General features: G+C 54.5%; 13 protein-coding genes. 4 read left to right on the forward strand and 9 right to left on the reverse strand.

Annotated elements, in window-relative coordinates:
• Window positions 1-6: 6 nt before the first annotated feature.
• The 3 genes from G0034_RS19915 (at window position 7) to G0034_RS19925 (ending at window position 1,930) form a co-directional block, all read left to right on the forward strand.
• Entirely contained in the window at window positions 7-399 is a 393-nt protein-coding gene (locus tag G0034_RS19915; protein WP_014885331.1) for a DoxX family protein, read from the forward strand.
• Window positions 400-470: 71 nt separating this feature from the next.
• A complete protein-coding gene (locus G0034_RS19920) occupies window positions 471-1,457 on the forward strand; it encodes a glutathione S-transferase family protein (protein WP_179121225.1) in 987 nt (328 codons plus the stop codon).
• Between the two features lie 107 nt (window positions 1,458-1,564).
• Window positions 1,565-1,930: a DUF805 domain-containing protein gene (locus G0034_RS19925; RefSeq protein WP_014885333.1), complete on the forward strand. Its 366-nt coding sequence runs from the start codon at window positions 1,565-1,567 to the stop codon at window positions 1,928-1,930.
• A gap of 41 nt (window positions 1,931-1,971) precedes the next feature.
• Here G0034_RS19925 and G0034_RS19930 read toward each other — a convergent pair whose 3' ends face one another.
• The gene (locus G0034_RS19930) at window positions 1,972-2,874 is read right to left on the reverse strand and encodes a LysR family transcriptional regulator (RefSeq protein ID WP_014885334.1); all 903 of its coding nucleotides are present in this window, start codon (window positions 2,872-2,874) and stop codon (window positions 1,972-1,974) included.
• 104 nt (window positions 2,875-2,978) lie between these two features.
• Here G0034_RS19930 and G0034_RS19935 point away from each other — a divergent pair, with 104 nt between their 5' ends.
• The gene (locus G0034_RS19935; RefSeq protein WP_014885335.1) at window positions 2,979-3,680 is read left to right on the forward strand and encodes a pirin family protein; all 702 of its coding nucleotides are present in this window, start codon (window positions 2,979-2,981) and stop codon (window positions 3,678-3,680) included.
• A 39-nt stretch (window positions 3,681-3,719) separates the two neighbouring features.
• Here G0034_RS19935 and G0034_RS19940 read toward each other — a convergent pair whose 3' ends face one another.
• From G0034_RS19940 to tdcA, 8 genes are all read right to left on the reverse strand, one after another.
• The gene (locus G0034_RS19940; protein ID WP_179121226.1) at window positions 3,720-5,021 is read right to left on the reverse strand and encodes an L-cysteine desulfidase family protein; all 1,302 of its coding nucleotides are present in this window, start codon (window positions 5,019-5,021) and stop codon (window positions 3,720-3,722) included.
• Window positions 5,022-5,041: 20 nt separating this feature from the next.
• Window positions 5,042-6,373: an SLC5/6 family protein gene (locus G0034_RS19945; RefSeq protein ID WP_014885337.1), complete on the reverse strand. Its 1,332-nt coding sequence runs from the start codon at window positions 6,371-6,373 to the stop codon at window positions 5,042-5,044.
• Between the two features lie 260 nt (window positions 6,374-6,633).
• Window positions 6,634-7,044, reverse strand: a complete 411-nt coding sequence (locus G0034_RS19950; protein ID WP_023338812.1) for a Spy/CpxP family protein refolding chaperone — start codon at window positions 7,042-7,044, stop codon at window positions 6,634-6,636.
• Between the two features lie 149 nt (window positions 7,045-7,193).
• Entirely contained in the window at window positions 7,194-9,488 is a 2,295-nt protein-coding gene (pflB, locus tag G0034_RS19955; protein ID WP_045268590.1) for a formate C-acetyltransferase, read from the reverse strand.
• A gap of 15 nt (window positions 9,489-9,503) precedes the next feature.
• Complete coding sequence (tdcD, locus tag G0034_RS19960; protein ID WP_045268635.1) at window positions 9,504-10,712, reverse strand: propionate kinase; 1,209 nt, start codon at window positions 10,710-10,712, stop codon at window positions 9,504-9,506.
• Window positions 10,713-10,742: 30 nt separating this feature from the next.
• Window positions 10,743-12,074 carry a threonine/serine transporter TdcC gene (tdcC, locus tag G0034_RS19965; protein ID WP_045281418.1) on the reverse strand — a complete coding sequence of 444 codons (1,332 nt, stop codon included), beginning with the start codon at window positions 12,072-12,074 and terminating at the stop codon, window positions 10,743-10,745.
• A gap of 9 nt (window positions 12,075-12,083) precedes the next feature.
• On the reverse strand, window positions 12,084-13,073 hold the full coding sequence (tdcB, locus tag G0034_RS19970; RefSeq protein WP_023331369.1) for a bifunctional threonine ammonia-lyase/L-serine ammonia-lyase TdcB: 990 nt from the start codon (window positions 13,071-13,073) through the stop codon (window positions 12,084-12,086).
• Between the two features lie 114 nt (window positions 13,074-13,187).
• Complete coding sequence (tdcA, locus tag G0034_RS19975) at window positions 13,188-14,108, reverse strand: transcriptional regulator TdcA (RefSeq protein WP_063434703.1); 921 nt, start codon at window positions 14,106-14,108, stop codon at window positions 13,188-13,190.
• Window positions 14,109-14,227: the final 119 nt, after the last annotated feature.

Here is a 14,227-nt window from a genome sequence, read left to right on the forward strand (position 1 = left end):
AGTAAAATGAAAAAATTAGAAGATGTTGGTGTACTGGTAGCGCGTATTCTGATGCCAATCCTGTTTATCGTAGCGGGTTGGGGAAAAATCACCGGTTATGCGGGTACCCAGCAGTACATGGAAGCCATGGGCGTGCCGGGGTTCCTGCTGCCTCTGACCATTCTGCTTGAGTTCGGCGGCGGCCTGGCGGTTCTGTTCGGTTTCCTGACCCGTACCACCGCGCTGTTTACCGCGGGCTTTACCGTGCTGACAGCGTTCATCTTCCACAGCAACTTTGCGGAAGGCGTGAACTCTCTGATGTTCATGAAAAACCTGACCATCGCGGGTGGCTTCCTGCTGCTGGCAGTCACTGGCCCGGGCGCATACAGCATCGACCGCCTTCTGAATAAGAAGTGGTAAGCACGCTATACTGAATAAACACAAAGCGAGGAGACATCTCCTCGCTTTTGCTATCTGACGGAGGAGAAAAAATGGGACAACTCGTAGACGGCGTCTGGCAGGATGTCTGGTATGACACAAAATCCACCGGAGGACGCTTTAAGCGCTCTGTTTCGGCCTTCCGTAACTGGCTGACCGCCGATGGCGCACCTGGCCCGAGCGGTGAAGGCGGCTTCGCGGCCGAGAAAGATCGTTATCATCTTTATGTTTCTCTGGCCTGCCCGTGGGCACACCGCACGCTGATTGTGCGCAAACTTAAAGGCCTTGAATCCCTCATTCCGGTTTCGGTGGTCAACCCGCTAATGCTGGAAAACGGCTGGACGTTTGACAGTGATTTCCCCGCCGCGACCGGCGACGATCTTTACCACCACGATTTCCTCTACCAGCTTTATTTGCGCGCCGATCCGCACTACACCGGACGCGTTACTGTCCCGGTACTGTGGGACAAGAAAAACCAGACGATTGTCAGCAACGAATCTGCGGAAATCATCCGCATGTTCAATACCGCGTTTGATGCACACGGCGCCCGCGCCGGGGACTACTACCCGGTTGAGCTGCGCGATAAAATTGACGAGCTGAACAGCTGGATCTACGACAACGTCAACAACGGTGTCTATAAAGCCGGGTTTGCGACCAGTCAGGAAGCCTATGACGACGCGGTCGGGAAAGTGTTTGAATCGCTGGAGCGTCTGGAGCAGATCCTCGGCCAGCATCGCTATCTGACAGGCGGCCGCCTGACGGAAGCCGATATTCGTCTGTGGACCACGCTGGTGCGCTTTGATCCGGTCTATGTCACTCACTTTAAGTGCGACAAGCATCGTATCAGTGACTATCTGAACCTGTATGGTTTCCTGCGCGACATCTACCAGATGCCGGGCATTGCCGAAACGGTCGACTTCGACCATATCCGCACCCACTATTTCCGCAGCCACAAGACCATTAATCCGACGGGCATTATCTCCATCGGCCCGTGGCAGGATCTGGATGAGCCGCACGGTCGCGACGTGCGTTTTGGATAAATATCAAGGGCATCACCAGATGCCCTTTTTTAATTCACAATCTCCATCTATCCTTATCTCGATCGCTTAAAAAACAAGTGATTGACCGATTATTGAGGCAAGGAAAAATGGACTGGTATTTAAACGTACTGCGCAACTATATTGGATTTGGTGGCCGCGCCCGCCGCAAAGAGTACTGGATGTTCATTCTGGTGAACTTCATCTTCGCGCTGGTGCTAAGCATCGTGGATAAAATTCTGGGCTGGGAGTGGGCGAGCGGGGAAGGCGTTCTCACCTCAATTTACGGCTTATTTATTCTGTTGCCTTCCTGGGCCGTGCAGTTTCGACGCCTCCACGATACCGATCGTTCGGCGTGGTGGCTGTTGCTGCTGCTGATCCCGATCGTGGGATGGATTGTGATTTTGATCTTCAACTGCCAGTCCGGTACGCCGGGCGAAAACCGCTTTGGTCCGGATCCTAAGATCGCTGCGTAAATTATTGCCCGGTGGCGCTTACGCTTACCGGGCCTGCACGCTTATTTGTTGTGGTGCGCAAAGAGTTTGGGTATTTCGCGCAGGCACCACGATTTGGCTTCGCCCATGCTGTCGCGACGCCAGGCCATAATAATGTCCACTTCGCTGGTGTACTCCGGGCTCACAACGCGCAGACGCCCTTCCGCAATATCTTTTTCCACAAACGGATACGGCATGGTTGCCACGCCAAGCCCGGCCAGCAGCGCCTGTCGTTTGTCTTCCAGTGAAGTGACCGTCAGACGAGGCTGTTTATCCAGCAGCTGCACCGTCAGCACCGGACGTTCACGCGCGGTATCAGCGACCGCCACGCCGCGATACTTCACGCGCGTCACTTCAGAGAGCGGCTCTGGCTCCTGGTGAATCGGGTGATTGGGTGCGGCAACGTAAACGTTCATCACGCTGTAGAGCTTGCGCGAGTTGATTTCCGACGACGAGCGGAAGTGCATATCCGGTGCAATAACGATATCCGCCCTGCCCGTCTCCAGGCGCTCCCACGCGCCTGCCAGCACTTCGGTAATGATCGACAGCTGCGTGTTCGCTTTATCAGCCAGACGGTCAACCAGCGGGAACAGCGCTTCAGTAGGCACCAGCGCTTCGGTCACTAACGTCAGATGGGTTTCCCAACCGCGCGCCAGCGCTTCGGCATCGGTCGTTAACTTATCCGCCGCTTCCAGCAACACGCGGCCGCGCTCCAGCAGCATTCGGCCCACGTTGGTGAATTTTGTTCGATGACCGGAGCGGTCAAACAGCACCACGTCCAGCTCCTCTTCCAGCTTCTGCATGGTGTAACTCAGCGCCGACGGAACGCGCCCCAGTTCATCAGCGGCTGCCGCAAAACTGCCGCGCCGGTCAATCGCGTCCATGACGCGAAGCGCCTCAAGCGTCAATGCTCTCTCTTTAGCCATCTCGTTCTCATTCAGGAAATTTGAACATACCGGGCAGAATATCTGGCTAACAATGCAGCGTCCATACCTTTACCATTGTTTTAGTGTAAAGAGAGGTCAAGTTTATGATTACGACAAGAACAGCTAAACAGTGCGGACAAGCCGATTTCGGCTGGCTGCAGGCCCGCTACACCTTTTCTTTTGGACACTACTTTGACCCTAAACTCCTCGGTTACGCTTCATTACGCGTATTGAACCAGGAAGTGCTCGCCCCTGGCGCGTCCTTCCAGCCGCGTACGTACCCGAAAGTCGATATCCTGAACCTGATCCTGGAAGGCGAGGCAGAATACCGCGATAGCGAGGGCAATCATGTCCAGGCAAAGGCTGGCGAAGCGTTGTTAATTTCCACACAGCCGGGCATCAGTTACAGCGAGCATAACCTCAGCAAAGATAAAACGCTGACCCGTATGCAGTTGTGGCTGGACGCCTGCCCTGAGCGGGAAAACCCGCTGGTACAAAAGGTAGATTTAACGGGCGATAAGCAGCAGCTGATTGCGTCGCCTGATGGCAGCAAAGGCAGCCTGCAGCTGCGTCAGCAGGTATGGCTGCATCATATCGAACTGAAGAAAGGTGAGCAGGCGAGCTTCCAGCTTCATGGACCGCGTGCGTATTTACAGTCCATCCACGGTACGGTGCATGCGGTAACGCATACGGAAGAGAAAGAGGCGCTCACCTGTGGTGACGGGGCGTTTATTCGTGATGAAGCGAATATTACCCTGGAGGCCGATACGGCATTGCGGGCGCTACTGATTGATTTACCGGTGTAATTAACCTTACCCCTCTCCCAAACGGGAGAGGGGTATTCTTTACACCTTACTCGCCATAATCTCGATAATCTGCCGATCCGTTGCCTGCATCGAGCGGCACGCCAGTGCGCACAGGTTGGAAATAGACTGTTCCACATCGTGCGCCACAATCCCCTCATTGCCCGTTACGGCAGAATCGTCCAGCGCCATCATGACTGCTTTCCAGGCACTGTTGACGCTGGTGGAGACTTTCATCGCGCAGCTATTGGAGGCGCCATCACAGATCATCCCACTGACATCCCCGATCATACTGCCGATTGCCATCGCAACCGTCTTGTAGCTTCCGTCCATCAGCCACGCCATACCTGCCGCTGCGCCCATTGCCGCCGTCGTTGCTGCACACAATGCGGACAAGCGCGGAAGCTGGTAGTGGATATAAATGGCCGACAGATGTGAAAGCATCAGCGCCCGCGCCAGCCGCTCGTCGTCAGCCTGAACGTGTTCAGCCACAACAACAACCGGCATAGTCGCGGTGATCCCCTGGTTTCCTGACCCGGAATTACTCATCGCTGGCAGTGTCGCACCGCCCATGCGGGCATCCGAGGCCGCGCTAGTGCGGATAACAATATCTGAACCCAGATCCTGTGCCATCCATCCGCGGGTGCGCTGTTTATCGAGCGTCGCACCAATGTGCAACCCCCATTGCCCGCTGAGCCCTTCACGTGAGAGCGCATCGTTCAAACGCCCGGCATCAAGGATAAACCGGATCGCATCGAACGGGACCTGCTCGACAAACTCCAGGATCTGCGAAAGCGTCGTGGTTGACAGCACCGCCAGGGGGTCACTCCCTGCCTCTGCCTGTTGATCGTCCAGCCTGAAGCGCGTTTCGCCCTGACACACCACCTCCACCACACGGGTATGCCCGCCCGCGATAGTCACCATCGCCGAGGCATCACCGGCGTATACACAGGCTCGTGAATAGAGAATCTCTTCGCACGGTTCCTGAAGTTTCACCTGCACCTGACCGGCATTCAGCAGCGCTTTAGCCCGTACCAGCGCATCCGCGCTGGCATCTTTCAGTACCTCCAGCCCCGCCTGCGCATTACCACTGATGGCGCCCAGCGCCGCCGCAATCGGCAACCCGACCATGCCGGTACCCGGCACCGTTACGCCCAGCCCGTTCTTCATCAGGTTCGGCGATACCCACGCCTCAATCTGTGTTACGTCGCCTGACAGGTGCTCTGCGGCAATTGCACAAGCCAGCGCCAGAGAAACGGGTTCGGTGCACCCCAGTGCAGGTTTAACTTCTTCCTGCACCACGCGAATAAATTGATTCCATAAAGGATGAGTTTGCTCAGACATCGTTACGACCTTAATTACCCTCAGGAGAATGCGAGGAAAGGAGAAACACAAAGCAGCAGCCCGGTGATAACAATAATCACCAGCGACACGCCTTTATATTTATGCAGTGCTGGTACTTTATAGACCAGCCATGCAGGGATCAGGCAGCCCACCATGCCGAAGATAGGGCTACAAATGGAGGTGAAGCTCAATACCGGCGCGTTTAAGACAATCGCGCTCCAGGCCAGCAGAATGGCGAATAACATGATGCCGCGCTGGACGGTGCTTTCATTGATTTTCTCTGTTGGCATTTTGCGGCGCAGGACGTTCATCACGATCCCCTGCGTGGCCTCACGAAAGCCCAGATAGACGCCGAAGAATGCCGTCATCACGGCAAAGATATTGAGAATTACGCTGACGATTTTGACCCAGCCCGCACCGTCGCCGCTGATAAATTGCGCCGCGATCGCCAGGGCAGAGATATTCTGTTCGTAGGCTTTGACCGCTTCGTCGTGTCCCATTGCCAGGGTGAAAGAGACAGCGTAAAAGAAGACCGTCACAAACAGTACGCCAAAAGCGATATTCATTGCCCGCAATGCTTTGTGTCGCGCCACTTCAACGGACTTTTCCCGTGAGCGGTACGAGATAACCATCGGGCTTAAAGTCTGAATAAACAGAATGGAGGTTAAGGTAAAGGGCAACGTAATAATGGCGTTTTTAATCAGCAGACCCACCGGTGGCAGCATGCCCACATTGGCTAAATGCCAGAGGCCAATCATCGACAGCCCCAGCGCGGCAACCACGAATAGTTTGGTCAGCACCATCAGGCTGGAGACCTTAAACAGCAGCTTTTCACCGCGTGAAGAAATGGCGACCAGAATGCAGATCAGGAATAAACCGTAGAACGGATTGTCAGACAGCAACCCGTCGGTCACACCGAAAGTATGCAAATACGATGCGCTGTCGTTGGTGATGGCAGTTGAATAAACAAACATCCAGATCACCAGCATCACGAAATAGAGCGCACCTAATAGGATGCCCCAGTTTTTACCTAAGTAACCGCTAATTACGCTTGGGTAGTCTTTGCATTCCGGAGACTCCGCCAGCGTATTAATAAACAAACGCTGGAACAGATACATGGCCGGATAACCAATAATCGACGAGAGCAAAAAGACCCACAATCCCATTAATCCAACCTGCACTGGGAGAAAAACAATCCCCGCGCCAATGGCCATCCCGATACTCATGATGACCCACCCCGTGTCGGTGCTGTCGAATTTAATCGCTTCTCGCCACTCGCTTTCACTCATTCCCGCCCGCCTTGCCGCAGGGGAATCATTCACAATCACACTGCTGTTTGTTGCCGTATCCATTGGGTACTCGCTTATTTTGTAGGGTAAACAGTTGTTTTTATTAGATTCCGATCGCCAGCGATTGCGATTCAGAGAATGCAGGTGCTTGTTATTGGTGTGGGAAGATCATATCCGGAGCGAGGGAGAAAAAAGTCACAAGTTTTATGGGGATTTTCAAAGACTGGAGGAAAAATTTCCTTTTTTAATTCTTTAAATGCATAACTTTTCTAAAAGTGACGACGATCAAGAAATAAAAACCCGCGCCGTGCGCGGGTAGGAAATCACTCAGCCAGCGCGTTAGCCATATCGGTTTTGACCTGCTTACGCTGCTCCGGCGTCAGCACCTGGCTGACGTCAAAGTAATATTTCACTCGGTAGTAGCGCGCCTGCTGCTCAATCTTACTGAAGGCAGAGAGCTGGCTTTTTACCGTGCTTTCGTCCCATTTACCCGCCTGGAACATGTCGATCAGCGCGCCGTCCTTCACGCCCGTCATTGGGATCTTGCTGACGTTTTGCTCCAGTTGCTGATGCAACTCTTTAATCTTATTAATCTGCTCATTGCTGAGCTTCAGGTGCTGTACCAGCGGATCCTGCGATGGAGACGGGGCTGCCTCAACGTTCGCGGCCTGCGCGGTAAAACTGCACACCGCCAACGACGCTGCAATCAAAGCAATACGGGTCATTTTCATCATCTTACTGTCCTTACATTTTGTTATTGGGAAAAGCAGGAACATTGTTTTTCAAGAGCGGATGAATATGTGTGAGTAATTATATAAACAATTTTGTATGTTTAGCGGGCAAAAAAATGCCCCCTGCGTTGAGGGGGCCTGAGAACACACTTTTAGATAGATTGAGTAAACGTCCTCGATATCACATCCTGCTGCTGCTCACGCGTCAGGGCATTAAAGCGCACGGCATAGCCTGAAACACGAATGGTCAGATTCGGGTAATTTTCCGGATGCGCAATGGCGTCCAGCAGCATTTCCCGGTTCATTACGTTGACGTTCAGGTGCTGCCCGCCCTCAATGGACGCTTCATGGTGGAAGTACCCGTCCAGCAGCCCCACCAGGTTGGTTTTGCGCACCAGCTCATCTTTGCCCAGCGCCTGCGGCACGATAGAGAAGGTGTAGGAGATCCCGTCCTTCGCATAGGTGAACGGCAGCTTGGCCACCGACGTCAGCGAGGCCACCGCCCCTTTTCTGTCACGGCCGTGCATCGGGTTCGCGCCAGGGGCAAACGGCGTGCCGCCGCGGCGACCGTCCGGCGTATTCCCGGTCTTCTGACCGTAAACCACGTTGGAGGTAATGGTCAGAATAGACTGGGTCGGCACCGCATTGCGATAGGTCGGCAGCGCCTGAATTTTCTTCATAAAGCGCTCAACCAGGTCGCAGGCGATGCTGTCCACGCGGTCGTCGTTGTTGCCGTACTGCGGATAGTCACCTTCGATGACGAAATCAACCGCCAGACCGGTGTGGTCGCGCACCGGTTTCACCGTGGCGTATTTAATCGCGGAGAGAGAGTCCGCCGCGACCGACAGCCCGGCGATGCCGCATGCCATGGTACGATAGACGTCACGGTCATGCAGCGCCATCAGTGAGGCTTCATAGCTGTACTTATCGTGCATGTAGTGAATGAGATTCAGCGCGCTGATGTACTGCACCGCCAGCCAGTCCATAAAGTGATCGAGGCTGGCCATCACGGTGTCGTAATCCAGCACCTCATCCAGCAATGGCGCGGTTTTCGGGCCGACCTGAATCTTCAGCTTCTCATCCACTCCGCCGTTGATGGCGTACAGCAGCGTTTTCGCGAGGTTGGCGCGGGCGCCAAAGAACTGCATCTGCTTGCCGATCACCATCGGGCTGACGCAGCAGGCAATGGCGTAGTCGTCGCTGTTGAAGTCGACTCGCATCAGATCGTCGTTCTCGTACTGCAGTGAGGAGGTGACAATCGACACCTGCGCGGCGTATTTCTTAAACGCAATCGGCAGCTGTTCAGACCAGAGGATCGTCAGATTGGGCTCCGGCGCAGGCCCCATGGTGTGCAGGGTGTGCAAATAGCGGAAGCTGTTTTTGGTCACCAGCGTGCGGCCGTCCAGCCCCATTCCGCCAATCACTTCCGTCGCCCAGATCGGATCGCCCGAGAAGAGCGTGTCGAACTCCGGCGTGCGCAGGAAGCGGACCATGCGGATCTTCATGATGAAGTGGTCGATCAGCTCCTGCGCCTGCACCTCATTTAGCCGTCCGGCCTGCATGTCGCGCTCAATGTAGATATCGAGGAACGACGCCGTGCGCCCCAGCGACATCGCGCCGCCGTTCTGGGATTTCACCGCCGCCAGGTAGGCAAAGTAGACCCACTGCACCGCTTCCTGCGCGTTCATCGCCGGACGTGCGATATCAAAGCCGTAGTTCGCCGCCATCTGCTGGATCTGGAGCAAAGCACGCTTGTGCTCCGCCAGCTCTTCACGCAGGCGGATCGTCGCTTCGAGATCGTCACCGCGTTCCAGCTTCGGCTGGAGATCCGCAAACTGCAGCTCACGCTCACGCACCAGATAGGTGATGCCGTACAGCGCCACGCGTCGGTAGTCACCGATGATGCGCCCGCGTCCGTAACCGTCCGGCAGACCGGTCAGCACGCCGGATTTACGGCAGCGCATCATTTCCGGCGAGTAGACGTCAAACACGCCCTGGTTATGGGTTTTACGCAGGTCGGTAAACAGGTATTCAAACTGCGGATCCATCTCGCGGCCGTAGGCTTCAAACGAGCTGCGGATCATGTTGATCCCGCCATACGGATGCAGGGCACGCTTGAGCGGTTTATCGGTTTGCAGCCCGACGATCGTCTCCAGATCCTGATCGATATAACCCGGCCCGTGAGCGGTAATGGTGGTGGCAATGTTAGTATCAAAATCTACCGGGGCGTGGGTGGCATTCTCCTGACGAATGCCGACCATCACCTTCTGCCACAGCGCCGTCGTTGCTGGCGTCGCCTGCGCGAGGAAAGCTTCGTCGCCTTCATAAGGGGTGTAGTTATGCTGAATAAAATCGCGCACGTTGACGGCGTTTTTCCATTCTTCACCGCGAAAGCCAGCCCATGCGTCGCTGTAGGGCGCGACGCCTGTATCGATTGTTACGTTCATGTGTTTCTCGCTATATCAGGCGTAAGCCGCAGCCGGAGTGACCTTCCCAAGACGGAGGGCGTCCAGCGCGATCATTTTTTCTTCATTGGTAGGGACAACCGCGCAGACTACGCGGGAGGAATCGGTGCTGATGACGCGCTCGCCCGCGCTGCCCGGCAGGCCATTTTTAGCCTCGTCGAGGAGAATGCCGAAGACCTTCAGATGCTCCGCCACCAGCGCGCGGATCAGTTTCGAGTTTTCGCCAATACCACCGGTAAAGATCACGCCATCCAGACGATGCAGCGATGCCGCGTGACCGGCGATATGCCGCGCAATCCGGTGGACAAAGGTGTGGATCGCCAGCTGCGCCCGTTGATTGCCTTCGTGCCAGGCTTTCTCCAGCGCGCGTAAATCGGAGGAGATGCCGGATATCCCCAGCAACCCGGACTCTTTGTTAACCACGCGCTCCAGATCATCAAATGACTGGCCGGTTTGCTGGGCAATCCACGCCATCGCGCCAAAATCCACGTCGCCACAGCGCGTGCCCATCACCAGCCCTTCCAGCGGCGTCATGCCCATGGAGGTATCGACGCTCTCACCGTTGCGCACCGCGCAAATGGAGGCCCCGTTACCAAGATGAGCAATCACCAGCCCGCTGTCGTCGGGGGACAGCCCGAGAAGCGTATGCGCCTGTCCGGCCACGTAACGATGGGAAGTACCGTGAAAACCGTAACGCCGCACGCCCAGCGCTTCAAAATAGCGGTACGGCAAGCCGTACAGATACGCCTGAGGCGGCAGCGTCTGATGGAAGCTGGTATCGAATACCGCCACCTGTTGCACGCCCGGAAACAACCGCTCTGCGGCTTCCACGCCGCTTAAGTTGGCGTAGTTATGCAGCGGTGCCAGCGGGGAAACCTGACGGATCTGCTCAATCACCTCTTTCGTAATCAGGGTCGACTCGCTGAAGAGGTCGCCGCCGTGCGCAATACGGTGGCCAATTAAGGCCACGCTGCTCATCAGGTTGCGCTTCTCCAGCTCCAGGGCGATGGCTGCCAGCGCCCCTTCGTAGTCCTGGTGAGCCAGTTTGACTGGCTCACCCCCGTTCACGGAAATAAAGGCCTTTTCGGTGTTGATACCGTCCGCAATGCCCGTCATCAGGGCCTCACAGCTGCTGGCGTCGAGCACCGAAAACTTAACAGAGGACGAACCGCAGTTAATAACCAGTACTACCGGAAACTCAATCATCATATGACTCCGCTCTTCCTGAGCTATGGGTTAGAACAGTTTGTAAACAATATTCAGAATGGTCAGCAGGCCCACAACCGTGACGAAGATGTTCTCGGGTTTGCCCTTATATTTCGCCATGGCTGGCGCTTTGCGGATGGCGTACATCGGCAGCAGGCACAGCAGAGAGGCGATGATCGGTGCGCCCATGGCTTCGATAAGGTCGAGAATGTTCGGGTTGGCATAGGCCACAATCCAGGTGGAGCCCATGATGAAGACCATGCTGATGGTGTTCAGCTTGCCAACGGAAACCTTCTTCTTATCCCCCTTATAACCAAACTTGAGGATCAGGCCGTTCAGCCCTTCCAGCGTGCCCAGATAGTGCCCAAAGAAGGATTTAAAGATAGCGACCAGCGCGATGATGGACGCACCGTATTCCAGCACCGTGGCAAACGTCGATTTGGTTCCCGACATGGAGGCAAAGTGGTTCGCCAGATAAGAGAGCACCGGAATGTTCTGCGCTTTGGCATCCGCCATGTTCTGCGGAGAGAGCGTAAACAGGCAGCTAAAGGCGAAGAACATCACTACGGCGACCATCAGCATGCTGGCGCGACCGATGATTTTGGAACATTTCTGCTCGGTAAACGCTTTACCGAACTCGGGCTCGTACTCTTCACGCTTGGAGACCACAAATGAGGAGACGATGGGCGAGAAGTTGAAGGAGAAGACCATGATGGAGATCCCCAGCCACACCGTGACCAGAATGCCGTCATGACCGGTAAAGGAAATATCGCTCAGGTTGACCTGGTCGATCACCGCCGAGTTCCAGTATGGGATCAGCGACAGGGAAATCAGCACCAGGCTGGCGATGAACGGGAACACCAGGAAGCTCATCACCTTCACCATCAGATCTTTACCAAACCAGATCACAAAGGCCATCAGCAGCAGCAGGAACAGCGCCACTACACCACGGTTCAGCGCAGGCAGCTGGAGCTGGTTTTCCCAGAACGTCATAAAGGTGTTGGTAATGGTCACGCCGTAAATCCACAGCAGTGGGCAAATGGCAAAGAAGTAGAGGAAGGTGATGACCACCCCACCGGTCTTGCCGAAGTGCTCTTCCACCGTTTCGGTAATGTTGCCGGAGACATTACTCCCGGACAGGCACAGACGCGCCAGCGCGCGGTGACAGTAAAATGCAATCGGGAACGCGAGGACCAGCATCAGCAGGATGGGGATCAACCCGCCAAAGCCTGCGCGAATAGGGAAGAACAGCACGCCTGCGCCAATGGCGGTTCCGAACAGGCCCAGCGTCCAGGTGGTATCAGACTTACGCCAGGAGGACGTTTTTGTCTGGCCAACGATAATGCTTTCTGTGTTGCTCATAGGTCACCTTTATGCGTCAACGAAGCCGGTAATTTGGGAAACACGGGAGAGATCGATATTGCCGCCGGAAATAATGCAGACGGTTTTTCGGCCCTGAATATAGTGGTCAAGTTTGCCGCTTAATAATGCCGCGCAGGCCAGCGCGCCAGCACCTTCCGTCACCACTTTATTTCGCTGAATAAGCGCAATCATGCTGTTGCGAATATCGTCTTCGCTCACCAGCACAATGTCATCAACCAGTTCGCGGACGATTTCGAAGGTTAATTTACCCGGACGAGATACGTCGCAACCGTCAGCTAATGTACCGGTGACGCGATGGTTGATGATTTCTCCGGCCTGGTATGATGCCGCCATCCCATGAACATTTTCAGACTGTACGCCAATAATATTAATGGTCGGGTTAATGGATTTAATGGCCGTTGCAATCCCGGCAATTAGTCCGCCACCGCCGATGGGAACAATCACATTATCCACATCATACAAATCTTCGAGAATTTCCAGGCCAATGGTGCCCTGTCCGGCGATCACTTTCGGATCGTCATACGGCGGGATAAAAATGCGCCCTTCCATCTCGACGATTTCACTCACTTTCGCGATGGTGTCGTTGAAGTTCTCGCCGTGCAGCACCACTTCCGCCGAGTAGTCACGCGTCGCGGCTACTTTAGACTTTGGCGCGCCCATCGGCATCACCACTTTGCCGTCAATGCCGAGCATTGCACACGAGAGCGACACACCCTGCGCGTGGTTTCCCGCCGAGCAGGCGACGACGCCCTTACGCTTTTCAGCATCGGTCAGCGAGCTTAATTTATTAAACGCACCGCGAATTTTAAACGAGCCGGTACGCTGCATATTTTCAAACTTCAGGAATATTTCACCCTTACAGCGCTCGCTGAGATAATTCGAACGCGGCATGCCGGTTTTATAGATTTTACCCGCCAGGCGTTTTCTTGCGTCCTGAATATCTTCAATCGTTACCGGAAGGTCGTAGGTAATGTGCATAATATCCTCGTTATAATAATTCATTCTTTTCAGGCAAAGTCAGGGTATCAGAGCATAAAATTATCTCTGGGCGTTTTTTATAAAATGTTTATTGCTTCTAAGGAGAACAATATTTCATCGTCGTCTTTCACCGGTGAGTGAGGCATATTGTTTTGCCAGTTCAACCAATACTGACGCGGATTTTTTAATTCTGTAATTTTTCGACCACACGGCGGCATAACGCGCCACGGGTAATTCATCCTCTACCGGCAGAACAATAAATTGATCCGAGCCGAACGGAGCAATCATGTCGCGTGGAATCACCGTCAGATAATCGGCATTCAGGACAAGGTTATAAATGGTGACCACGGAATCGGTCTGGACGATGTTTTCAATATTGATGTGGTTGTCTTGCAGAGTGGTCAGAAGTTCTTTGTAGTAGCCCATATCGGTTTGCGGCATCACCCACTGCTCATGCGTGAGCGATGCCAGTGTCGTCGGGCCGGTGCACGTTCGTGATTTACTGGCGACCAGCACAAATTCTGACTCAAACAAGGGCTCGACGTGCAGATCCTGCAGCAGCATCTCATCACTCAGCGTGCCGATGGCGAAATCCAGCCGACCATCGCGAATGGCTGGCAGGAAAGAGGAGAGCTGGGCTTCATACATAGATACGCGCGCTTTCGGGAACACTTCCTTGAATTTTTTGATCATTTCGGACAGGAAGGTGAAACCAATCAGGGACGGGTAGCCAAAGGAGACGTCCATCACGGTGCTGAAACTCAGGCTGTTGATCTCGCTCACCATGTTTTTCATTTCGCGGGTGATCGACTCTGAGTAGGAGAGCAGCACCTGGCCTGCGGCAGTCAGTTTTACGCCCGTGTTTTTACGCACCATGACTTCCACGCCGAAGTAGGATTCGATATCGCTGATGATTTTGCTGACGGCGGGTTGCGTCAGGCCCAGTTGTCTTGCAGCAGAACCTATGGAGCCACTTTTAATGACTTCCTGAAATACCACGAGGTGCTGTGTTTTCGGTAGAATAATAGTGTTCATAATATTCTGCGCTTATTTCCCTATGACGCAGCGGATTCTACCCAATATTGTTTCAGGGGGTATGTGCTGTTACTCACAATTTGCCTTCCCGCGTTATTCACCGGAACAACAAAAAACAT

Origin of the sequence: Enterobacter sp. T2 (genome assembly GCF_010692925.1) — a bacterium.
GTDB classification, from domain to species: Bacteria; Pseudomonadota; Gammaproteobacteria; order Enterobacterales; family Enterobacteriaceae; genus Enterobacter; species Enterobacter kobei.

Excerpts from the sequence above, each read along its gene's own strand:
- G0034_RS19915 (WP_014885331.1), top strand. The coding sequence starts at position 7 with ATGAAAAAATTAGAAGATGTTGGTGTACTGGTAGCGCGTATTCTGATG.
- G0034_RS19920 (WP_179121225.1), top strand. The coding sequence starts at position 471 with ATGGGACAACTCGTAGACGGCGTCTGGCAGGATGTCTGGTATGACACA.
- G0034_RS19925 (WP_014885333.1), top strand. The coding sequence starts at position 1,565 with ATGGACTGGTATTTAAACGTACTGCGCAACTATATTGGATTTGGTGGC.
- G0034_RS19930 (WP_014885334.1), bottom strand. The coding sequence starts at position 2,874 with ATGGCTAAAGAGAGAGCATTGACGCTTGAGGCGCTTCGCGTCATGGAC.
- G0034_RS19935 (WP_014885335.1), top strand. The coding sequence starts at position 2,979 with ATGATTACGACAAGAACAGCTAAACAGTGCGGACAAGCCGATTTCGGC.
- G0034_RS19940 (WP_179121226.1), bottom strand. The coding sequence starts at position 5,021 with ATGTCTGAGCAAACTCATCCTTTATGGAATCAATTTATTCGCGTGGTG.
- G0034_RS19945 (WP_014885337.1), bottom strand. The coding sequence starts at position 6,373 with ATGGATACGGCAACAAACAGCAGTGTGATTGTGAATGATTCCCCTGCG.
- G0034_RS19950 (WP_023338812.1), bottom strand. The coding sequence starts at position 7,044 with ATGATGAAAATGACCCGTATTGCTTTGATTGCAGCGTCGTTGGCGGTG.
- pflB (WP_045268590.1), bottom strand. The coding sequence starts at position 9,488 with ATGAACGTAACAATCGATACAGGCGTCGCGCCCTACAGCGACGCATGG.
- tdcD (WP_045268635.1), bottom strand. The coding sequence starts at position 10,712 with ATGATTGAGTTTCCGGTAGTACTGGTTATTAACTGCGGTTCGTCCTCT.
- tdcC (WP_045281418.1), bottom strand. The coding sequence starts at position 12,074 with ATGAGCAACACAGAAAGCATTATCGTTGGCCAGACAAAAACGTCCTCC.
- tdcB (WP_023331369.1), bottom strand. The coding sequence starts at position 13,073 with ATGCACATTACCTACGACCTTCCGGTAACGATTGAAGATATTCAGGAC.
- tdcA (WP_063434703.1), bottom strand. The coding sequence starts at position 14,108 with ATGAACACTATTATTCTACCGAAAACACAGCACCTCGTGGTATTTCAG.